Source organism: Carboxylicivirga sp. M1479, assembly GCF_007097485.1.
In the GTDB taxonomy this organism is placed as follows: Bacteria; Bacteroidota; Bacteroidia; order Bacteroidales; family Marinilabiliaceae; genus Carboxylicivirga.
In genome coordinates this window covers 1-21431 of the sequence record NZ_VKDE01000041.1, presented here as the reverse complement: position 1 = coordinate 21431, position 21431 = coordinate 1, and the positions used below count along the sequence as shown (strand labels likewise).

General features: G+C 37.8%; 17 protein-coding genes and 3 tRNA genes. 9 read left to right on the top strand and 11 right to left on the bottom strand.

Annotation, left to right across the window (positions count from 1 at the left end):
• Nucleotides 1-136 precede the first annotated feature (136 nt).
• The 3 genes from FNN09_RS19335 to pflB all read right to left on the bottom strand — a co-directional run bounded on the left by FNN09_RS19335 (nucleotide 137) and on the right by pflB (nucleotide 4577).
• Nucleotides 137-1459 (bottom strand): OFA family MFS transporter, encoded by a 1323-nt coding sequence (locus tag FNN09_RS19335; protein ID WP_221932543.1) that lies wholly within the window; start codon nucleotides 1457-1459, stop codon nucleotides 137-139.
• 72 nt (nucleotides 1460-1531) lie between these two features.
• On the bottom strand, nucleotides 1532-2257 hold the full coding sequence (pflA, locus tag FNN09_RS19330) for a pyruvate formate-lyase-activating protein (RefSeq protein WP_143304135.1): 726 nt from the start codon (nucleotides 2255-2257) through the stop codon (nucleotides 1532-1534).
• Between the two features lie 88 nt (nucleotides 2258-2345).
• Nucleotides 2346-4577, bottom strand: a complete 2232-nt coding sequence (pflB, locus tag FNN09_RS19325; protein ID WP_143304134.1) for a formate C-acetyltransferase — start codon at nucleotides 4575-4577, stop codon at nucleotides 2346-2348.
• Between the two features lie 447 nt (nucleotides 4578-5024).
• Between pflB and FNN09_RS19320 the strand changes: the two genes are divergently transcribed.
• The gene (locus FNN09_RS19320) at nucleotides 5025-7190 is read left to right on the top strand and encodes a S9 family peptidase (RefSeq protein WP_143304133.1); all 2166 of its coding nucleotides are present in this window, start codon (nucleotides 5025-5027) and stop codon (nucleotides 7188-7190) included.
• 81 nt (nucleotides 7191-7271) lie between these two features.
• On the opposite strand, the gene FNN09_RS19315 is transcribed toward FNN09_RS19320, so the two are convergent.
• Together FNN09_RS19315 and FNN09_RS19310 are read right to left on the bottom strand one after the other, a co-directional pair.
• Nucleotides 7272-8222, bottom strand: a complete 951-nt coding sequence (locus FNN09_RS19315) for a phosphoribosylaminoimidazolesuccinocarboxamide synthase (protein ID WP_143304132.1) — start codon at nucleotides 8220-8222, stop codon at nucleotides 7272-7274.
• A 53-nt stretch (nucleotides 8223-8275) separates the two neighbouring features.
• Complete coding sequence (locus tag FNN09_RS19310; RefSeq protein WP_143304131.1) at nucleotides 8276-9238, bottom strand: PhoH family protein; 963 nt, start codon at nucleotides 9236-9238, stop codon at nucleotides 8276-8278.
• A 137-nt stretch (nucleotides 9239-9375) separates the two neighbouring features.
• On the opposite strand from FNN09_RS19310, the gene mazG reads away from it, so the two are divergent.
• Nucleotides 9376-10161, top strand: a complete 786-nt coding sequence (mazG, locus tag FNN09_RS19305) for a nucleoside triphosphate pyrophosphohydrolase (protein ID WP_143304130.1) — start codon at nucleotides 9376-9378, stop codon at nucleotides 10159-10161.
• A 538-nt stretch (nucleotides 10162-10699) separates the two neighbouring features.
• Here the strand turns inward: mazG and recA are convergent.
• Together recA and bcp are read right to left on the bottom strand one after the other, a co-directional pair.
• On the bottom strand, nucleotides 10700-11722 hold the full coding sequence (gene recA, locus FNN09_RS19300; protein ID WP_143304129.1) for a recombinase RecA: 1023 nt from the start codon (nucleotides 11720-11722) through the stop codon (nucleotides 10700-10702).
• 43 nt (nucleotides 11723-11765) lie between these two features.
• Nucleotides 11766-12224, bottom strand: coding sequence for a thioredoxin-dependent thiol peroxidase (gene bcp / locus FNN09_RS19295; protein WP_143304128.1), 459 nt, complete (start codon nucleotides 12222-12224; stop codon nucleotides 11766-11768).
• 287 nt (nucleotides 12225-12511) lie between these two features.
• Between bcp and FNN09_RS19290 the strand changes: the two genes are divergently transcribed.
• The 7 genes from FNN09_RS19290 to FNN09_RS19260 all read left to right on the top strand — a co-directional run bounded on the left by FNN09_RS19290 (nucleotide 12512) and on the right by FNN09_RS19260 (nucleotide 17301).
• Nucleotides 12512-14977, top strand: a complete 2466-nt coding sequence (locus tag FNN09_RS19290; RefSeq protein ID WP_143304127.1) for an SPOR domain-containing protein — start codon at nucleotides 12512-12514, stop codon at nucleotides 14975-14977.
• Nucleotides 14978-15028: 51 nt separating this feature from the next.
• Complete coding sequence (locus tag FNN09_RS19285) at nucleotides 15029-15304, top strand: ATP-dependent Clp protease adaptor ClpS (protein WP_143304126.1); 276 nt, start codon at nucleotides 15029-15031, stop codon at nucleotides 15302-15304.
• Nucleotides 15305-15309: 5 nt separating this feature from the next.
• Nucleotides 15310-15777 (top strand): NfeD family protein, encoded by a 468-nt coding sequence (locus FNN09_RS19280; RefSeq protein WP_143304125.1) that lies wholly within the window; start codon nucleotides 15310-15312, stop codon nucleotides 15775-15777.
• 4 nt (nucleotides 15778-15781) lie between these two features.
• The gene (gene floA, locus FNN09_RS19275) at nucleotides 15782-16762 is read left to right on the top strand and encodes a flotillin-like protein FloA (RefSeq protein ID WP_143304124.1); all 981 of its coding nucleotides are present in this window, start codon (nucleotides 15782-15784) and stop codon (nucleotides 16760-16762) included.
• A gap of 212 nt (nucleotides 16763-16974) precedes the next feature.
• A tRNA-Ser gene (locus tag FNN09_RS19270) sits at nucleotides 16975-17061 on the top strand.
• 23 nt (nucleotides 17062-17084) lie between these two features.
• Nucleotides 17085-17159 (top strand) — tRNA-Pro (locus FNN09_RS19265).
• A 67-nt stretch (nucleotides 17160-17226) separates the two neighbouring features.
• Nucleotides 17227-17301: transfer RNA gene (locus tag FNN09_RS19260), tRNA-Pro, on the top strand.
• A gap of 1321 nt (nucleotides 17302-18622) precedes the next feature.
• On the opposite strand, the gene FNN09_RS19255 is transcribed toward FNN09_RS19260, so the two are convergent.
• The 4 genes from FNN09_RS19255 to FNN09_RS19240 form a co-directional block, all read right to left on the bottom strand.
• On the bottom strand, nucleotides 18623-19420 hold the full coding sequence (locus FNN09_RS19255; protein ID WP_143304123.1) for a YgcG family protein: 798 nt from the start codon (nucleotides 19418-19420) through the stop codon (nucleotides 18623-18625).
• A gap of 7 nt (nucleotides 19421-19427) precedes the next feature.
• Entirely contained in the window at nucleotides 19428-19865 is a 438-nt protein-coding gene (locus FNN09_RS19250) for a TPM domain-containing protein (RefSeq protein ID WP_143304122.1), read from the bottom strand.
• A gap of 10 nt (nucleotides 19866-19875) precedes the next feature.
• Nucleotides 19876-20454: a LemA family protein gene (locus tag FNN09_RS19245; protein ID WP_143304121.1), complete on the bottom strand. Its 579-nt coding sequence runs from the start codon at nucleotides 20452-20454 to the stop codon at nucleotides 19876-19878.
• A gap of 134 nt (nucleotides 20455-20588) precedes the next feature.
• The gene (locus FNN09_RS19240; protein WP_143304120.1) at nucleotides 20589-21200 is read right to left on the bottom strand and encodes a fumarylacetoacetate hydrolase family protein; all 612 of its coding nucleotides are present in this window, start codon (nucleotides 21198-21200) and stop codon (nucleotides 20589-20591) included.
• Nucleotides 21201-21431: the final 231 nt, after the last annotated feature.

Here is a 21431-nt window from a genome sequence, read left to right as displayed (position 1 = left end):
GCAATCTGTATAAATGGATTTGAGGCATAACTTATAGTGTATACAAAACTAAGAAATTGAATGAGATTACCCTTTAAAACAAAAGAAAAGAGCACCCAGATGGATGCTCTTTAAACTAAAGTATTGTATAATATTATTAAGCTGCCATTTTTAATTCGGCTTCTTCCTCTTGCTTTTTTCTTAACTTATTAGTGTTAAGTATTAGTAGGATAGATGACACCAAACCTAAGAATAAGAAACCAATAAGATAATAAAGTGCTTCCTGGTAAGAACCAGTCGTATCTTTTAAGTAAGAAATGATTTGTGGACCCGCAATACCAGCCAAAGCCCATGCTGTTAGAATGTATCCGTGTATGGCACCTAGTTCTTTCGTTCCGAATAAATCACCAATAAAAGCAGGAACGGTTGCAAAACCACCACCATAACAAGTAAGGATGATAAGGAATGCTACCTGGAAACCAATTTTACCTGCATCAGAAATGCTACCACCAAAGAAGGTAGTTAAGTAATAAAATGCAGCTATTTGAATTACAAAGAATGAAATGTATGTTGCAGGACGTCCGATGTAATCAGACAGTGTTGACCAACCTAAACGACCAAATGCATTAAACATACTCATTAGCATTACCAGTACTGCTGCTGCCTCAACAGACAACATAACGATTTCACGTCCCATTGAGTTGGCTACAGAAATTAAAGCAATACCACTTGTTACATTAATGAACAAGATTGCCCATAGGAAATAGAAACGAGCTGTTTTTAATGATTCGTTAGCCGTAATGTTCGATAAGTCTTTCTTTGGAGCTTTACCTGCTTTGGCTAACTCTTCTGGGTTGTAGCCTTCAGGTAACCAATCAACCGGTGGCTTTTCAAGGTATTGTGCTGCACCTAGCATGATAACACCATAAACAGGTCCTAAGATTAATAAGATGGTTGAGATAGACTCAATGCCAAAGGCTGGGAACACATTCTTAATTAAATATATTTGAATGGCTGCTCCTAAACCAAATCCCATAATTGCTAAACCTGTTGCTAATCCACGTCTGTCTGGAAACCATTTTACCATGGTTGAAACAGGTGTTACATAACCCATACCAAGACCGATGCCACCAATCATACCGTAAGTGGCATACAATAAATACAAATTTTCAAGCATTAGTGCTAATCCACCAAGCGTTACACCAACACCGAAAAAGATACCTGCAACAGTACCAGTAAAACGAGGGCCTTTGCGCTCTACCACTTTACCCATAAAAGCAGCAGATACACCTAAAAAGAAGATAGCGATACTAAAAACAGTCGTGATTTGTTGTAAAGACCATCCTGCGCTAACTTGTTTTTCCACCATAGAACCTAATTTGCTCCAGGCATAAATAGAACCGATTGACATGTGTACGCTTACACCAGCTAATGCTATCAGCCAACGGTTTTTAATTTTTTTATCTGTCGAAGTTGTCATTATATTGTTTTATTCTCAATTGTTATTTTGACTCCTTTTGGGAGCTTACTTTAAATAGTTGTATTAAGTTGCTTAGTTTATTACTACTTCTTTAAAGTAAGTGTTAAATATATCGCGTGCAGCATTTAACTGCTCTGTAGTGTTGGCTTTCACACCTTTTAACTGGTATTCCCAACCTAAGTGCTCATATTTATGAGCTCCTAATTCATGATACGGTTGTATTTCAAGTTTTTCAACATTGTCATAAGCTTTGAAGTGCTCACCTAACTGATGCAAATGCTCCGTCTTATCACTATGTCCAGGCACCAATACGTAACGCAACCAAATAGGTTTCTTAATCTCTGCAAGATAATCAACAAACGCCAAGGTCTTTTCATTACCTTTTCCTGTCAGAAATTGATGTTGCTCATTGTTAATGTGCTTAATGTCAAGTAATATAATGTCCGTGTACTGCAATACTTCTTTCACATCATCATTCAAAATGCTGCCATTAGTATCGATGCAGATATGAAAACCTTTTTCTTTCAGTGCTTTTACAACCGGAAGTAACTGTTTTGCCTGTACCAAAGGTTCGCCACCCGAGAAGGTAAGACCACCTTTTTTACCAAAGAAAGGACGCTGATTTTCAGCCATGCCCAAAATTTCTTCAGCTGAAGTTTCTTTACCACCTTTTAATTCAATGGTATCGGCATTGGCACAATAGAGGCATTTGAAATTACATCCTTGCAAAAACGCAACTAAGCGTATACCCGGACCATCGTAGGTGCCTAATGACTCAAATGAATGTACTCTTAGCATGTGTAATTTGTTAGTTTGTTAATAAGGCAAAGGCAGAAGTTTAGTTCAACCAAACTTCTGCCTTATTTTATCCTTTTGTACTTTGTTATTACATGTTGCTATGGAAGCTACGTGAGATAACCTCAAGCTGCTGCTCGCGTGTTAGGCGAACAAAGTTTACAGCGTAACCCGATACACGGATTGTTAACTGAGGGTATTCTCCTGGATTTTCCATGGCATCTTCCAATAACTCACGGTCAAGAACATTCACGTTCAAGTGGTGAGCTTCTTTTGAGAAGTATGCATCCATCATAGTTACTAGGTTCTCATTACGAATATCAGCGTCAGCACCTAATGATTTAGGGATAATGCTGAAAGTATTTGAGATACCATCCAAGGCATTTTTGTAGTCTAATTTTGCTACTGAGTTTAATGAAGCAATAGCACCGTTCTTATCACGTCCGTGCATTGGGTTAGCACCTGGAGCGAAAGGAACACCTTGCTCACGTCCATCAGGAGTAGCACCAGTTTTCAATCCGTAAACTACGTTAGATGTAATTGTAAGGATTGACATTGTTGGTTCAGCGTTTTTGTAAGTATCTAAACCACATAACAACTGGTTAAAGTGGTTAGAAATTTCAACAGCTAAGTTATCAACACGGTCATCATCGTTACCATAGCAAGGGAATTCACCGTTGATAAGGAATTGTGACGATAAGCCATCTTCATTACGAACAACTGTTACATCAGCATGCTTGATGGCAGATAATGAATCAGCTACAATTGACAAACCAGCCATACCGTAAGCTAAGTTTATTGCTGGATTTGTGTCAACAAAAGCCATCTGTGATTTCTCGTAGTAGTACTTATCGTGCATGTAATGGATGATGTTCATTGACTCGTTGTAAACACGAGCAACGTCTTTCATTGCTAATTTATAGTTAGCCATTACTTCATCAAAGTCAAGCTTATCGCTCTTTAGTGCAGGGATACCCTCAACGATTGTTTTTCCTGATAACTCACAACGTCCACCGTTAATAGCTAATAATAGCGTTTTAGCAAGGTTGGTACGTGCACCGAAGAATTGGATTTGCTTACCAATTTCTTGGAATGATACACAACAAGCAATACCGTAATCATCAGAGTCACGTGTGCTGGTCATTAAGTCATCATTCTCATACTGGATTGATGATGTATCGATAGAAACCTGCGCACAGAATTTCTTGAATCCTTCAGGAAGGCTTGATGACCAAAGAACAGTCATATTTGGCTCAGGTGATGCACCTAAGTTATATAATGTCTGTAAGAAACGGTATGATGTCTTAGTGATCTTATGACGACCATCCATTAATTTACCACCGATTGCTTCAGTTACCCAAGTTGGGTCACCAGCAAAAATCTCATTGTATGCATTCATACGTAGGTGACGTACAACGCGTAACTTCATTACGAACTGGTCGATAAATTCCTGAGCTAATTCCTCAGTAATGTTACCGTTAGCCAAATCGTACTCCATATAAATATCGATGAATGAAGATACGTTACCCAATGACATAGCTGCACCATCTTGCTCTTTTACAGCAGATAGGTAAGCCATGTAAACCCACTGAACAGCCTCTTGTGCCGATTCAGCCGGACGACTTAGATCTAAACCGTACTTGTTACCTAGCTCTTTAATCTGGATTAAAGCTTTGATTTGCTCAGCAACTTCTTCACGTAAACGGATTTTCTCGTCAGACATAGGTCCAACTAATCCTTGTAAGTCAGCTTTTTTAGCAGCTACTAATGTGTCAATACCGTATAGTGCTAAACGACGGTAGTCACCAATGATACGACCACGAGCGTAGTTATCAGGTAAACCAGTTAAGAATCCTAATGAACGGTACTTACGAATTTCGTCAGTATATACATCAAAAACACCATCGTTGTGAGTCTTTGCGTAGTTGCGGAAAATATCTTTTACGCGGTCAGAAACTTCTAAACCTTGCTCTTCGCAAGCTTTTTCAACTACAGCAATACCACCATAAGGTTTCATGGCACGCTTTAGTAATTCATCAGTTTGTAGACCAACGATTAATTCAAGGTCTTTTTGAATGTATCCTGCTTCGTGAGATACAATTGAAGAAACAGCTTCAGTGTCGATTGAACGAACACCATTGTTGGCTCTTTCCTCTTTAATTGCTTCAAGACAGATGTCCCAAAGTTTTTTTGTTCTTTCAGTAGCTCCACTTAAGAAAGAACTATCACCATCAAAAGGTGTGATGTTTTTTTGAACAAAATCTCTAACGTTTACCTGTTCGTTCCACGAACCATTTACGAAAGCTTCTTTAATTTTACTCATAATTTGCCTGTTAACCTGTACTAATTATTATTTGTGCGTAATTATCTGTTTTGCGCTGCAAAGAAAAGCTGTTTTTAGTTACTGTGCAATCTTCATTATTAGGTCTATTCGAGAGTTTTAGGTCTTTATTAACCCTAAAAAGAGGTCTTATCTTTTAGAATATCGAAGTAATAAATTCGATAGATAATTGTAATGTGCAGATTACAAATGACATTTAAGAGTGTAATTCATGAAGAACAATTGATGTTTAATTTAGATATGTGTTGATGATAGTAATGAAAAGGCATGTTCTGAAAATTTGAAGTTTAACTATTTTTAACACTAAATTCAATATTCGAGTGCCGAATTACTGACGTTTATAGTTCAACGTAGTACAAAAACATGAGAATGCTCAGTGAATTATTGATTTAATCAATATCTTAGTTACCTAAACCTAAAAAGGACACTATGAAAAAATTAGCTTACCTGCTTGTGCTTTGTTTTGCACTGGCTTGTACTTCTTCAAACAAGAAAAACAACATGATTCCAAAACAACTGCCCGATGCACCCAGTGCCTCGAAAATGGACTCCGTTTTAAAAATTCATGACCATACGCGCGTTGATCCTTATTTTTGGATGCGTTTAACGGATGAGCAAAAGAATGCTGAAAAACCTGATAAACACACGCAACAGGTGCTCAGTTATTTGAATGCTGAAAACGCTTATACGAATGCTGTAATGACTAATACGGAAGCATTACAAGAGAAGCTTTTTAATGAAATTGTTGGGCGTATCAAGAAAGATGATGAATCGGTGCCGTATTTTTCAAATGGTTATTGGTATTATTCAAAATTTGAGAAAGGGAAAGAATATCGTATTCACTGTCGAAAGAAAGGTAGTTTAGATGCTAGCGAGGAAATTTTCTTTGATGAAAATATCCGTGCAGAAGGAGAGCAGTTTTATGGGCTAGGAAGTATAAGTATTAGTAAGGATAATAAAATGTTGGCCTTTGCTGAGGATTTTGTTAGTAGACGTATATATACTATCCGTTTTAAAAACTTGGAGACAGGAGAGATATTACCCGATGTTTTGGAAAACGCCCAAGGAGGAGGTGCCTGGGCCAATGATAACCAGACCTTCTTTTATACTACGAAGAATGAGGTGTCGCTTTTAAGTGAAAAGATATGGCGCCATCAATTGGGAAATCCAACGTCAGAAGATGTGATGGTTTATCATGAAAAAGATCCATCGTTCTATATTGGTGTTAGTAAAACAAAATCAGACAAGTTTATTGTTATTGAGGAAGATGCAACTCTAGTAAGTGATTATTGGGTTTTAGATGCTGATAATCCAACTGGTGATTTTAAGCAGTTTACTCCAAGGGGTAATGACCATCAGTACTATATTAATCATTTTGAAGATAAATGGTTAATTACCACCAACCATGAAGCAACCAATTTTCGTTTGATGGAGACGCCTGCGGGAGCTACAGGAATGAATAATTGGAAGGAGATAATACCTCATCGAGAAGATGTTTTACTTACCGATATTGAGGTGTTTAATAACCATTTGGTGGTTAGCGAACGCAAAGATGCCTTAACGCATTTGCGAATTATTAATCAAAAAACAGGAGGTGAGCATTATCTTGATTTTGGAGAAGAAGTGTATGTTTCATATATATCAACTAATCCTGAGTTTAATTCCAACTTATTGCGCTTTGGATATAGCTCAATGACTACACCAGCATCTACCATCGATTATAATATGGATGAGAAAACAAAAGATGTAAAAAAAGTGCAGGAAGTGATCGGAGGGCACAATCCTGATGAGTATGTGACAGAACGTTTGTGGGCAAAGGCACGCGATGGAAAGAAAGTTCCCATGTCTGTTGTTTACAAAAAGGGATTAAAAAAAGATGGTCAGGCTCCCTTGTTGCTTTATGCCTATGGTTCGTATGGCAGTACAATGGATCCTTGGTTCAGTTCTACCCGTTTAAGTTTGTTAGACCGCGGCTTTGTATTTGTATTGGCTCATATACGTGGAAGTCAGGCAATGGGGCGACAGTGGTATGATGATGGTAAAATGCTAAATAAGATGAATACTTTTAATGATTACATTGATTGTAGTAAATACCTTATTGAGCAAAAATATACATCGCCACAACATTTGTATGCCATGGGTGGCAGTGCAGGTGGTTTGTTAATGGGGGCTGTTGTTAATATGGCGCCTGAACTGTACAATGGAGTAGTGGCAGCGGTACCTTTTGTTGATGTAGTATCAACCATGTTGGACGAAACCATTCCTTTAACAACCAATGAGTTTGACGAATGGGGTAACCCAAAGAATAAAGAATATTACGATTATATGTTGAGCTACTCACCGTATGATAATGTTGAGTCCAGAGCTTATCCGAATATGTTGATCACAACAGGTTTGTTTGATTCGCAAGTGCAATACTGGGAGCCAGCAAAGTGGATTGCTAAATTAAGGGATAAGAAAACGGATGATAAGATTTTGATAATGCATACCAATATGGAAGCGGGACATGGTGGTGCCTCAGGGCGTTTCAAGCGTTATCGTGAAACTGCCTTGGATTATGCATTTATGATGATGCTGGAAGGTATTGATGAGTAAGTTGTAGAGCTAGCTTATAAAAAAAATCAAACCCGTCAGAGTTTAAATTCTGACGGGTTTATTATATCGTTGATGTCTGAATTACAAAGAATTCAAATAATCTGTTACATTTTTCTCAACGCGACCAATTACCTCAGAAACATCAGCTTTTTCAAACTTGTTACCAGTAATACTTTCGTATAACTCAATGTAACGCTCCGATACTTCGGTTACATATTCGTCAGACATTTCAGGTACTGCTTCTCCATCGCGTCCCTGGAAATTATTTTCCATTAACCACTCACGAACAAATTCTTTCGAAAGTTGCTTTTGGTTTTCGCCTTTGTCAAAGCGCTCCTGGTAGCCATCGGCATAAAAGTAACGCGATGAATCAGGTGTATGGATTTCGTCAATCAGGTAAATCTTACCATCTTTTCTACCAAACTCATATTTTGTATCAACAAGTATTAAGCCCATTTCGTTAGCAATCTCGCTACCACGCTTAAATAGCTCCAATGAGATACGCTCCAATTCAACATACTCCTCTTCTGAAACTAATCCTTGTTTAAGAATTTCTTCACGAGTAATGTTCTCATCATGCTCGCCTTGCTCAGCTTTGGTAGTAGGAGTTAATATTGGCTCAGGAAAAGCCTGGTGCTCTTTTAAACCATCAGGTAAAGCTACGCCACAAATATCACGACCACCATCTTTGTATAAACGCCATGAACTACCAGTTAGGTAGCCACGAACAATCATTTCTACTGGGTAAGTCTCACACATATGACCAACTGTTACTGTTGGATCTGGAGTAGCTATTTTCCAGTTAGGTACAATGTCGGCAGTAGCATCTAAAAACTTAGCTGCGATCTGATTTAATACTTGTCCTTTGTAAGGAATACCTTTGGGTAGTACCACATCGAAGGCCGAAATGCGGTCTGAAACAACCATCACAAGGTAGTCATCGTTAATGTTATAAACGTCGCGTACTTTTCCTTTGTAAACGCTTTTTTGTCCCGGAAAGTTGTAATCCGTCTTAACAATTGCTTTGCTCATAATTATTAGTTTATATCAATGTTTATTTTCCTTTAGTTGTGATTATGTAGTTGTTATCTGTTTCTGCTGTTATCGCTATTATCATCCTCTTTGCCGTATGCTTCTACAATTTCTTGCACTAGTTGATGTCGAACAATGTCTTTTACGGTAAAGTTCACTGGTTCCACTCTTTTTATTCCTTTTAAAATGCGCATGGCTTGCACAAGGCCCGATTGCTGCTTGCTGGGTAAATCAATTTGTGTGACATCACCTGTGATAATGAACTTGGCAAATTCACCCATCCTCGTTAAGAACATTTTCATTTGGTTGGCAGTGGTATTCTGTGCTTCATCCAAAATAACACAAGCGTTGTTAAGCGTTCGACCTCGCATAAAGGCTAAAGGAGCAATTTGTATGGTTCCGTTTTCCAAAAACTCTTTTAGCTTAACGGCTGGTATCATGTCTTGCAAGGCATCATACAATGGTTGTAAATAAGGATCTATTTTCTCTTTCATATCACCAGGCAGAAAACCAAGCTTTTCACCAGCCTCAACAGCTGGTCTGCTTAAGATAATTCTTCTAACCTGTCTGTTTTTAAGAGCAGCCACGGCCAAAGCTATGGCAACATACGTTTTGCCCGATCCTGCAGGGCCCACTGCAAATAGTAAATCGTTCTTTTTAAAGCCCTTTACAAGTTTTTCCTGATTTTCAGTTCGAGCTTTTATGGGTTTGCCATTATTACCAAATAGGATAATGTCACTATTACTGCTGGCTTCAGTAAGCTTATCTCCCAAAAGAATTTCATTAAGCGACTTTTCGGCTAATACATTGTAGTTGTTGTAGTGTTGCAATAATAAGTTAACCTTTTCTTCAAAGTCGGCAACTTCCTCAGCATCACCAATGGCTTTTAGCCAATTGCCACGCGCTACGATGTTGAGTTTTGGGAAGTGGTTTTTAATGAGTTCTAATTTGGAGTTTTTAATTCCTAAAAACTCAACTAAATCAACCGATTCGAGGTAGATTAACTTTTCTATCATAAAGTGCTATAAATCCTTAAATTTGTAGAGCACAAAGTAACAACATTTTTTGCATTTGTAAGCTGATAAAAGTTGTATTTGAGCGATAAAAATATCCAATTGCTACATAATTATTGAAATTAATCAAGCTTGATAATATGGATGATAATAAACATCATAAGACCTTAGTTGTATTTAAAGAGTTATTAGATATAATGGATGAGTTAAGGGCTAAATGTCCGTGGGATAAAAAACAAACCAATGATTCGTTGCGAACCTTAACCATTGAGGAAACCTATGAGTTGGCTGATGCTATTATTAACAATGACTCATCTGCTATAAAAAAAGAGTTGGGCGATTTACTGTTGCACATTGTTTTTTATGCCAAAATAGGATCAGAAACAGAGTCGTTTGGTATGGGTGACGTTATTCAATCGTTGAACGAGAAGTTGATTTATCGACACCCGCATATTTTCGGAGATGTTGAAGCTAATGATGCTAAAACGGTGGAGGAAAATTGGGAAAAGCTCAAGTTGAAAGAAAAAGGTGGTAATAAATCTGTGTTGGAAGGAGTGCCCTTGTCTTTGCCAGCTATGGTAAAAGCAAATCGAATACAGGATAAAGCACGTGGAGTTGGTTTTGATTGGGAGCACAAAGAGCAGGTTTGGGATAAGGTGAAAGAGGAGTTGGAGGAGCTAAAAGTTGAAATTGATGCCAATGACGCAGATAAAACAGAGGCTGAATTCGGCGATCTTATTTTCTCAATAATTAATGCAGCTCGATTGTATGGTGTTAATCCTGAGAATGCATTGGAGCGCACCAATCGCAAATTTATTAAGCGCTTTAATTATTTGGAGGAAAAAACTCTGAAGGTTGGAAAAGATTTAAAAGAAATGAGTTTAGCTGAGATGGATGTTATTTGGGAGGAAGCTAAAAAAAGATAGGCTTATCTGTTTTGACGAATGTTAATTACTTCTGGATGATATTGAACAGAATGTATGTCTCTTGTGGAGAAGTAAGAGTGGGGTAGGTATTTGTTCTGGGTGTAAGTATTTGATTAGGTGGGTGTATTGAAGTGGTTGACTTTTGGGGTGTAATGTTCAAGGGTGTTTTTAATTGAAATTATATCAATTACGATACTAAGGTTATGTTCGTTGGTCAATTGAAAGAAGTCTTTCGTCATTAAAATATGGTCATTCATCAAGTGCAAGGAACATATGATTGGGTATTGCAGTAAACTCAATCGAATTCACAATTCATTAAACACTCAAGAAACTGAAACGGACGGTTTCTAAAACACCCAACACTATTCAACATCCTTTAGCCTCTACAGACCAATACTAACCCTAGTAAACTGTGGAGGCTTTTTTTATGTCTAAGGCTAATTGTTTAATTAAGAGAACAAAAAAAGAGGATAGCATTACTTGCCACCCTCTTTGAATTTTATTACGAAATAACTTCGTTCTTATTACAAGTGCAAGATTACTTGGTGCTATTTTCTTTAATAGCAGCAAATATTTTTTGTTCTAACTCTTCAGAAAGTTCAGGATTGTCCTTAATAACTTCTTTAACAGCCTCACGACCTTGTCCTAACTTTGTTTCCCCGTAGCTAAACCACGAGCCGCTTTTCTTAACAATATTAAGGTCAACACCCATGTCCAAAATCTCACCCACGCGAGAAATACCTTCACCGTAACGAATTTCGAATTCAGCTTTCTTAAATGGAGGAGCTACCTTGTTTTTTACCACTTTAACACGCGTGTGGCTACCAACAACATTTTCTCCATCTTTAATTTGTGTCACGCGACGGATGTCAAGTCGAACCGAAGCATAAAATTTCAAGGCATTACCACCGGTAGTGGTTTCAGGGTTTCCGAACATAACACCAATTTTCTCACGCAACTGGTTAATGAAAATACAAGTTGTGTTCGTTTTGTTGATGGTAGATGTAAGCTTACGTAATGCTTGCGACATTAGGCGAGCTTGTAATCCCATGCGCGAATCACCCATGTCACCTTCAATCTCAGCTTTAGGTGTTAAAGCCGCAACCGAGTCAATAACAATAATGTCAATGGCCGATGAGCGAATTAACTGATCAGCAATTTCAAGTGCTTGTTCACCATTGTCAGGTTGTGATATAAGTAAGCTTTCCAAGTCAACGCCTAGCTTCTCGGCATAAAAACGATCGAAAGCATGCTCTGCATCAATAAAGGCAGCAATACCACCTGCTTTTTGAGCTTCTGCAATGGCGTGGATGGCCAATGTTGTTTTACCCGATGATTCAGGACCGTAAATTTCAATAACTCTGCCACGAGGAAGACCTCCTACACCTAAAGCTACATCAAGTGCAATAGATCCAGTTGGAATTACTGGTACTGCTTCAACAGCGGCATCATCCATTTTCATAATGGTGCCTTTGCCATATGTTTTATCAATTTTCTCCATGGTCAACTGAAGTGCTTTCAGTTTTTCCTTGTTCGCATTGTTATCTTTTTTTTCTGCCATTATTATGTTTTTAATCTATTTGCTTAGTATTGCGAAGAGCAGTTTATTTCTCCAATTCGCTTAAAATTTGATTGGTGTGATCTTTAGTTTTTACTTTTTCAAAGATTTTAACGATAAGCCCATTTTCATCAATAATGAATGTTTTTCTTAGTACACCCATGTATTCACGACCATAAAGCTTTTTTAATCCCCAGGCATCATATTGTTGCAGAATTTCCTTTTCAGTGTCTGCTATTAGGTTGAATTGTAGTTGATGCTTGGCAATAAATTTTTGGTGTGAAGTAATACCGTCAGGACTAACCCCAATTACTTCGAAACCTTTTGAAGTAAGTTCGTTGTAATTATCGTTTAAATTGCACGATTCAGCCGTACACCCCGGCGTATTATCCTTTGGGTAAAAATATAAGATCACTTTTTTACCAGCAAAATCACTCAATTTAATTTCCTTCTCATCTTGGTTATTCCCTTTGAAAATAGGAGCCTTATCACCTTCTTTAAGCATTGTATTTCAGTTTTATGAGCTTAAATAATATCGTTTAATATTTTAAGCTGAGTTTACAAATATATCTAAAATTAGGAACGATCTTAGGGGTGGATGGTTCAAAAGTTATTAACACTATCATTGACGCTTTTTTGGCATTAAGCTCTATTCTGCCTTAACTTACAACATGATGATGATAAAAGCTGTTGATATAAGCCAAATGCGGCAATATTTTTAACGTGCCCTTTAGCTTATTAAGCGGTAATGTTTAATTTTGGCGATTGAACTAAACAAGAAACACACACCGTATGATCAATTTCAGGTATATTAAACTAATACTTGCTACACTAACCATTTTTATAGCTATTGATATGGTAGCTCAAGAAAAGAGCTATACAGCTAAGGAAGCATTGGTTCTTTTTAAAGATGGTAATTATATTGAGGCTGAAAAGGCTTATGAAAGCTTGTTGGTTCGCTATAGTAGAGAGATAAAGTACAATTATTACTATGGTATTTGTTTAATACAGAATAACAATGATTTAAAGCAGGCAGTTAAGAGTTTGAAATATGCTGCCCTTAAAGGTGTTAGTCGCGATGCCTATTATTATTTGGGTAGAGCCTACCAACTAACCTATCGATTTGAAGAAGCTATTCAGCAATATGAGCGTTTTTTGAAGTATGCGAGTGCATCTGATATTAGAAATGAAAAGGCGATACTCTATAAGCAACAATGTGAGTTTGGATTGCAGCAATCGGCAAAAATATACCAATTGGATGTTTATGAACGAGATACTGTTGATATTCAATCATTGTTGCAGGCCTACCACCCTGCTGCCGATGTTGGTAAAATATCTCATAACGAGGATTTTTTCGAATCAGGATTGGAACCAAAAGGGGTTTTATACCTCACCGAAAGGGGAGATGAAGTATACTTCTCAATGAAAAAGAAAGAACAAGCCTATGGTTTGTATAAGATGGAGAAGCTACTGGATGGATGGAGTGAAAGTGAGGAGTTAAGTGGGATCAATACTTTATCCAACGAGAAGTATCCCTTTGTTGTTATTGATGGATCAACCATTTACTTTTCGTCTGACCGCGAAGGTGGTTTGGGAGGTTACGATTTGTATAAAGCTGCTTATGATGTCGAGAATAAAACCTTTACAGATCCTGTTAATATGGGCATACCTTTTAATTCGCCCAAAGATGATTATTTATTTGTTGCAGATGAGTTTAACGAGGTAGCTTGGTTTGCTTCTAATCGTGAAACAAACGACAGTATTTCTATTGTTTATGCTATAGAGTGGAACGACGGAGTGGTTAAGAATTTTGTTCAGGATGAGAACGAGGTAATGGCGAGGGCTGCTATGTCTTTATCAGGTAATACTTACCAAACAAAAAATGATAATGGTAGTGATGATGATGCAAAATCTAATGAAAATACTGATCAGTTTTATTTTGTTGTTGCCGATACATTAGAGTATCGCCGTTTTGAACACTTTCAAAGTGAGCAAGCAAGAGAAATGTTCGAAGGAGGCCTACAGTTAGAACATCAAAAAGATAGCTTGTCTGATTTAATGTATAAAAAACGAGAGGCCTATGCTCGAACTAATTCAGATGCAGAGCGCTCGATGTTAGTCAATGAAATATTGTTGATGGAAAAAAAAGTATATGGCTTAGATGAGAAAATTGAGAAGAGCTTTTATCAGGCAAAATCAATAGAACAATCGAAAATTAAAGAGTTGCTTGCATCAGGTTTGTATACCTCATCTACGCAAGTAAAAGTGACGCAAAAAAAACAAGATAGTTTTGAAGATATATTGATTCCTACTGAATTTACCTTTTATACTGATGATGAGTTTGCCCGTCAGTTAGAGGAGCTTGAGAAGCTCTATCTGGCTTTGTTTACAAGTGAACAAGTAGAACAGTTACATCATGCTGATTCTTTATTTATATGGGGGAATATTTTAAATCTTGAATCATCAACAATGTTAGAGGATGCAGGAGAGACTACTGATAGTAATGGTTCATTAATATCTGTAATTCGAACAAAAGATAGTTTGGATGAAGAAAGTGCAGTGCAGTCACAAGTGATAAAAGCCAAGGAATTAAAAGTAACTTCACTGAAGTTATACCATGCTTCACTCGATAGTAAATTCAGTATTTACGATGAGAAATTGAAAGAATTAACCTTGACAAATACAGTTGACGATCTTTCTGAATTGCGAGAGTTACGTGCTTCGGCAAATGAGTATTACAAAGAAGCCATTGGCATGATTGATGTTAAACAAGGCTTTGATGTTGTTCGTTATGAGAAATCTGGTGCTATTAAACGAACAGGAGTAGGTGTTCAGGAGCAGGCATTAAAGAAATATACCGAATTAAAAGGCAACGAAACCTTACCGGTAGAGTCGGAGGTTAATTCGAATGTGCCTAAAACCTACCAGGAGTTGCAGGGCTACGATGTGGAGAAAGATAATCCTGCAAAGGTGGTAGAGCAGGCTTTTGCCAAGACAAATAAAGGATTGGTATATAAAATTCAAATAGGGGTTTTTCGTAATGAACCAAATGCAGGAGCTGTGGCTAAAATTCCAGCCATCTCAAAAACCAATATTCCCAATAAAGATTTGACAAAATATTTTGCTGGAAATTATGATACTTACTCTAAGGCTCAGAAAGATGTAAGTGCTGTTAAGGCTGCTGGATTTGAAGGAGCCTTTGTCGTTGTTTTTAAAGATGGACAGCAAATAAAATTAACTGATGAGCTGAAGAACTAGAAATTAGTTTTTCACAAAAAAATATGGTTAATTTATAGAAACTTTACGCTTATGGTTTCATTTGGAAAACGACATGAAGAGCCTGATAAAACAGGTAATGGCAATGAATATAGAACTTTGACACTTCATAATGATGATAATAATTCATTTGACCATGTGATTGATGTTTTGTGTGAAATATGCGAGCATGATGCCATTCAGGCTGAGCAATGTGCATTTTTAACACACTATACAGGTTCCTGCAATATTAAAACCGGGAGTTTTGATGATTTACTACCCTTGAAAGAAAAATTATCTGAAGAACAGTTATTAGTTACCATTGAATAGGTCATATGTCTGCATTAGTTATTGTATTAATTATTCTTTTAGGTTTATTTCTTTTTATTCTTGAGTTTTTTGTTTTCCCTGGAGTTACTGTAGCTGGTATTGGCGGTTTTATTTTTACTGCTGGCGGTGTGTTCCTGGCTTACAATGCTTATGGTGTTACATATGGAAATATCGCATTAATAAGTACTGTTTTAGCAGGTTTAATCATGTTAGTACTATCATTCCGATCTAAAACCTGGAATAGGTTAATGTTGCACTCGCAAGTGGATGGAAAAGTTGAGACAGTGGAGGAAAGTAGTATTCATGTAGGGGATGAGGGAGTTGCTTTAACTCGTTTAAATCCCATTGGTAAAGTTATGGTTAATGGACAGGTAATAGAAGGAAAGTGTCCTGGTCAGTTTGTAGATGAGAATTCAGAAATTATTATTAAAGAAGTATATAAAACATACGTAATTGTTAAACTCAAAAACTAATTAAATGGAAATAGCTCCCATATTTTTAATAGCAGCAGTAGTTGTTGTATTATTTTTGCTTCTGTATTACGTGCCAATTTTCCTATGGTTTTCTGCCTTGGTGTCTGGTGTGCGTATTTCGTTAATTCAGCTTGTATTAATGAGAATTAGAAAAGTACCTCCAACAATTATTGTTAATGCATTAATTGAGGCTTCAAAAGCTGGTTTATCCGAAATTAAGCGTGATGAGTTAGAAGCGCACTACCTAGCAGGAGGACACATTGAACGTGTTGTTCATGCATTAGTATCTGCTGCAAAAGCTAATATTGAATTGAACTTCCAAATGGCAACAGCTATTGATTTAGCTGGTCGTGATGTATTCGAAGCTGTTCAAATGTCGGTTAATCCGCAGGTCATAGATACTCCTCCAGTGGCAGCTGTAGCCAAAGATGGTATTCAGTTAATTGCCAAGGCGCGTGTAACTGTTCGCGCTAACATTAAGCAATTAGTTGGTGGAGCAGGTGAAGATACCGTGTTGGCCCGTGTAGGAGAAGGCATTGTGTCTTCGATTGGTTCATCTATATCTCATAAAGCGGTATTAGAAAATCCTGATTCTATATCAAAAGTGGTGTTGAATAAAGGTTTGGATGCTGGTACTGCCTTTGAAATTTTGTCCATTGATATTGCGGATATTGATATAGGTAAAAATATTGGTGCTGGTCTGCAGATTGATCAAGCCGATGCAGATAAAAATATTGCGCAAGCGAAGGCCGAAGAGCGTAGAGCCATGGCTGTTGCATTAGAGCAGGAAATGAAAGCCAAAGCTCAGGAAGCAAGGGCAAAGGTAATTGAAGCAGAAGCAGAGGTTCCTAAGGCCCTTGCAGAAGCTTTTAGAAGTGGAAACCTAGGTGTGATGGATTATCAGAAATATAAAAATATTGAAGCCGATACGGCCATGAGAGACTCAATTGCCAAGCCAGGCACTAAGCCTCCGAAAAAAGATTAAATTTTTTTAAGCTACCTCAGGGTAGCTTTTTTTTTGACCAATAATAAGTTAGGAGAATTGATCGAAAGTGTGCGAATAAAAAGAGTGTAAATTTTTCATTTTATTTTTGGAGTATTGATTCTATTTGCTACTTTTGCAATCGCAATCGCAAAGGGGGCGCAGGATTGAAGAGCTAGAGCGGTTGTTTCTCTTTAATGAAAGAGAGGAAAAAAGGAGAGTTGGGTGAGTGGCTGAAACCACCAGTTTGCTAAACTGACGTACGGGCAACCGTACCGGGGGTTCGAATCCCCCACTCTCCGCATTTATTTTGAAATTCATTATTCGGGGTGTAGCGCAGTCCGGTTAGCGCACCTGGTTTGGGACCAGGGGGTCCCAGGTTCGAATCCTGGTACCCCGACTATAAAAAGAGCTTTATTGCTAAGCTCTTTTTATTTTGAAAAATGAATTTTAAGTATTAAATGTTTCGGGGTGTAGCGCAGCCCGGTTAGCGCACCTGGTTTGGGACCAGGGGGTCCCAGGTTCGAATCCTGGTACCCCGACATAAAAAGAGATGTTCAATTAGTGAACATCTCTTTTTTCGTTTATGGATAGAGGGCTGAAACTAAGTTGTTATCACTTAATGTCGCTTACATTTCTATGTTAACTTCTGAATTCTTCTACGTTGCTCTTTCGTGCTAGAAAGGACTTGTATCAATTCAACCAAGCAAGCAACCTAATTGAAGAACGAAGAAGCTTCAGTTGTATGCAATTAAAGATTCTGTAGGATGATTTTTTGCGATGGTAATAACCAGTAAGTAGAGGAATGGTAAATTTATTTTTGTTCGGCTCGATATGGGACTTACTCTATGCTTTTATCGGTACTTATATGATGCTTCGTCGGATCTTCATCGGGTCTGCTTCGTACCCGCTTCGTACCTGCATCGGTACAACTACGCTCCCAGCGAGGTTGTGCCAATGCAGACCACTAGAAGGTAAGGAGTAGTTAGCAAGCAATGGCGAACAGGTGATGTAGCCAAAATGGTAAAGATAGATGTATATCTCATACTGGATGCTTATTCTATGAAAACACTTGTGAGACGACCATAATACAGCTTTTAAGCTTGCCTGGTAATAAGAAAACGTGAAAACTATACAAGGTGCTTTTAGAGTATTTTAAAGGACTTTTTTGAGGATTTCACTTTGGTTATATACAAAGTGTTTGCTGATCACTTTAAAAGGTACATAAGTAGGGGAGTATTTGTCATTGGAATTATCCAAATTGGAAAAGGCAGCAGTCTGATGCGATTAAGTGTTGGAAATTTTATACCAAACGAAAAATTGATATAGTCTGCATGGTATTCAGCTGACTAATGCTAATGAGTGGAAGTTCATTGGCCTCGACCGATGTGTAGTAAGGAAGTTGACTTGTAGTTGATAAAATAACGTACATCAGTTGATGAAATAGAATAAGCTGACAAAAGCTTTCGCTGGTTTTTTGTATAAAAAGGTGTGTTTAATCACCATTTTAGGGACTTAATTAGCTTAGTTATACTTGCGGCCGTAAGTTGTTGATAGTCAGGTGTAATTGGGAGTGTGGAAAGACATGCTTACGTTTTAAGAAAAACGTCACTATGTTTTTAGTAAAACGTGCCTATGTTTTGGTAAAAACGTAAGCACGTTTTTTATGAGCGATGCTAAAGTGTGTTTTAGTTCAATATCGGTGCATGGGTTGAGTATCTTCCTGCTCAGTATAAAATACTAATGTTAAGCTTGATTTTAATCAGTTCATGTCAACAAATTATTTAGAGCGCTATTGCTTAATAATAAAAAAGCCGTCGATTATAATACGAATCGACGGCTTCTATTTTATTGTGCGTTACTCTACCAGCTACCGCCAGCTCCACCGCCTCCGAAGCCACCGCCTCCAAAGCCACCGAAACCACCACCGCCAAAACTGCCGCCTCCGCTTGTAAAGTTACCGAAGCTTCCGCCGTGTGAACTGTTGCTTCTACCGCCCATGGCAGACATTAATACCCAAAAGGGAAGACTAGAGCCTCCTAAGTTGGATCGCCTATTGCCACCTGCTGCTCGCATTACAAAAGAAATGATAGCAAAAATAAACACGATGCCTATGATACCAAAGCCGCCACCTTTACCAGTTTTGTTTAGGTATTCGTCAGCTGTGTATTCGCCTCTTGTTAATTCCATAAGGCGGTTGCTGGCAACAGCAATTCCCGAGAAATAATCACCTTGCTTAAAATACGGGATCATTTCCTTGTCAATAATTCGATTGGCTACCGCATCAGGAACAGCTCCTTCAAGGCCGTAACCAGTTGCAATAAAGGCTTGCCCGCGCGAGTTGCCAATGCGTGGTTTAACGACTACTACAATGCCATTGTTTTTTCCTTTCTGACCAACACCCCATTTTTCGCCAACTTTAAATGCAAAATCTTCGCGTGAGGTACCTCCAAAATCATTCACTAAAAGAATAGTAATTTGCGTACTTGTTTCTCGTGCGAACTGTGATAGATGGCTTTCAAGTCGTTGTTGCTGTTCCGATGATAATAAGCCTGCATAATCATTAAGAAGTCGGGGCGGATTTGAACGTTCAGGAATGTCTTGTGCTGAAGCAAAAGAAGCGAAGAGTACTGTCAGTATGAATATATATCTTTTAACCATAGTTTTCTTATTTGTCTCCAAAAGAGATTTCATCCGACAATTCATTCACATCATCCGACTGATAAGGGAAGTGTGCTCTTAATTGTTTTCCGCTTTCAATAATTCCATTCGCTAATCCATCGGCAAACCTACCTTCTTTAAAGTTGGCTAGCATGAGGTCTTTTATACTATTCCAAAAATCATCAGGCACCTTTTGATTAATACCTGCATCGCCCAAAACGGCAAATTTATGATCTTCGTAGGCTAGGTAGAATAATACGCCATTGCGTTGTTCTGTTTGGTGCATCTGTAGTTTTTCAAACCAATATGCCGCTCTGTCCAACACATTTTCGTTACAATGTTTATCCAAATGAACACGTATTTCTCCTGAAGTATTAAGTTCTGCTTGTTTAATAGCATCAACGATCTGCTTACGTTCAGACTCGCTAAAAAAATCTTTTGCCATGTTGCTGAGTTTAAAATTCTACTTTAGGAGCTTTCTCAGAGTCTGCTTCTGCCTGAAAGTAAGGTTTCTTCTCAAAGTCAAACCAGCTGGCATAAATCACACGAGGAAATTTACGGATGTACGCATTGTAGTTTTTAGTGGCGTCATTAAATTTTCGACGCTCTACAGCAATGCGATTTTCAGTTCCTTCTAGTTGAGCCTGCAAGTCCAAAAAGTTTTGGTTGGCTTTTAAATCAGGATAACGTTCCATAACAACCATTAGTTTTGATAAGGCAGAACTCAGTCCTGCTTGTGCTTGCTGAAATTGCGCCAAGGATGCCGAATTTAGATTATCAGCATTAATATTAACACTCGTGGCTTTGGCACGTGCCTCAATTACGCCAGTCAGCGTTTCTTGCTCATGAGCAGCATATCCTTTTACGGTATTAACCAAATTCGGAATTAAATCAGCGCGACGTTGGTAAACATTCTCTACTTGTGCCCATGCTGCATCTACTGATTCATTTTTATCAACCATGGTGTTGTAACCACAGCTACTGAGGAAAGGAATAACTAGAGCAATTAGTAATAGTTGTTTTAAGGTTTTCATGTGTCTAAAATTTGTTTTCATTTGCCATACGGAACTCGCCAATGTTAATCGTACTTCTGTATGAGAAGCTATTAAAATGGCTCGTTCATATTGTGTTTGTTATAAGTAAAGAACCAGGCTGATGATAAGTTCGTTTATTTTACTAAAAAGTCAAACATTATCTCATCTTCGATGTAGCCTTTTAAGCGATCGTTAATGGCTACTTGTCCAACGCCAGCTGGAGTTCCAGTATAAATAAGGTCGCCAATTTTCAGTGTGAAATATTGAGAAACATGGGCAATGATTTGATCTATTGAATAAATCATGTGACCTGTATTTCCCTCTTGCACTGTTTCATTGTTTTTGTCTAAGCGGAAATTAATGCTTTGTACATCGTCAAATTTTTCCTTGCTAACAAATGAAGAAAGAACTGCCGAGCCATCAAAGGCTTTGGCTTTTTCCCATGGCAAACCTTTGCTTTTTAACTGAGATTGTAAATCACGTGCCGTAAAGTCAATACCTAATGCTAACTCGTCGTAATAACGATGTGCAAATTGAGCGCCGATGTTTTTACCGATGCGGTTGATTTTTACCACTACTTCAACTTCATGATGAAATTCTTTTGCAAAGTCGGGAATGAAAAACGGTTTGTTCTTAAGTAACAAAGCCGAATCAGGCTTAGCAAAAATTACAGGCTCAGTAGGCATTTGATTGTTAAGCTCTTCGATGTGCTTAACGTAGTTGCGGCCTATGCATAAAATCTTCATATGTTTATAATTGCTTTCATTTGCCATATGGAACTCTCAAATAAATTTTATCATCCCCTATGTGAAAATTTGGATAATCAAATTTACATGGTCGTTTCATATACTCTAATTAATTACAAGTTTTTAAGCCACTTTATTAGTGGAGCTATTAATATTTTTCTCTCTCGGATCAAGACATATATAATCCTGACGATATGGTGTTTTGTTTTTAATGACGCTGTAAATAGTTCT

Excerpts from the sequence above, each read along its gene's own strand:
- FNN09_RS19315 (WP_143304132.1), bottom strand. The coding sequence starts at position 8,222 with ATGAGCAAAGCAATTGTTAAGACGGATTACAACTTTCCGGGACAAAAA.
- FNN09_RS19255 (WP_143304123.1), bottom strand. The coding sequence starts at position 19,420 with ATGGTTAAAAGATATATATTCATACTGACAGTACTCTTCGCTTCTTTT.
- FNN09_RS19280 (WP_143304125.1), top strand. The coding sequence starts at position 15,310 with ATGTCTGCATTAGTTATTGTATTAATTATTCTTTTAGGTTTATTTCTT.
- FNN09_RS19240 (WP_143304120.1), bottom strand. The coding sequence starts at position 21,200 with ATGAAGATTTTATGCATAGGCCGCAACTACGTTAAGCACATCGAAGAG.
- FNN09_RS19335 (WP_221932543.1), bottom strand. The coding sequence starts at position 1,459 with ATGACAACTTCGACAGATAAAAAAATTAAAAACCGTTGGCTGATAGCA.
- pflA (WP_143304135.1), bottom strand. The coding sequence starts at position 2,257 with ATGCTAAGAGTACATTCATTTGAGTCATTAGGCACCTACGATGGTCCG.
- FNN09_RS19245 (WP_143304121.1), bottom strand. The coding sequence starts at position 20,454 with ATGAAAACCTTAAAACAACTATTACTAATTGCTCTAGTTATTCCTTTC.
- FNN09_RS19310 (WP_143304131.1), bottom strand. The coding sequence starts at position 9,238 with ATGATAGAAAAGTTAATCTACCTCGAATCGGTTGATTTAGTTGAGTTT.
- recA (WP_143304129.1), bottom strand. The coding sequence starts at position 11,722 with ATGGCAGAAAAAAAAGATAACAATGCGAACAAGGAAAAACTGAAAGCA.
- FNN09_RS19320 (WP_143304133.1), top strand. The coding sequence starts at position 5,025 with ATGAAAAAATTAGCTTACCTGCTTGTGCTTTGTTTTGCACTGGCTTGT.
- FNN09_RS19285 (WP_143304126.1), top strand. The coding sequence starts at position 15,029 with ATGGTTTCATTTGGAAAACGACATGAAGAGCCTGATAAAACAGGTAAT.
- FNN09_RS19250 (WP_143304122.1), bottom strand. The coding sequence starts at position 19,865 with ATGGCAAAAGATTTTTTTAGCGAGTCTGAACGTAAGCAGATCGTTGAT.
- bcp (WP_143304128.1), bottom strand. The coding sequence starts at position 12,224 with ATGCTTAAAGAAGGTGATAAGGCTCCTATTTTCAAAGGGAATAACCAA.
- floA (WP_143304124.1), top strand. The coding sequence starts at position 15,782 with ATGGAAATAGCTCCCATATTTTTAATAGCAGCAGTAGTTGTTGTATTA.
- pflB (WP_143304134.1), bottom strand. The coding sequence starts at position 4,577 with ATGAGTAAAATTAAAGAAGCTTTCGTAAATGGTTCGTGGAACGAACAG.
- mazG (WP_143304130.1), top strand. The coding sequence starts at position 9,376 with ATGGATGATAATAAACATCATAAGACCTTAGTTGTATTTAAAGAGTTA.
- FNN09_RS19290 (WP_143304127.1), top strand. The coding sequence starts at position 12,512 with ATGATCAATTTCAGGTATATTAAACTAATACTTGCTACACTAACCATT.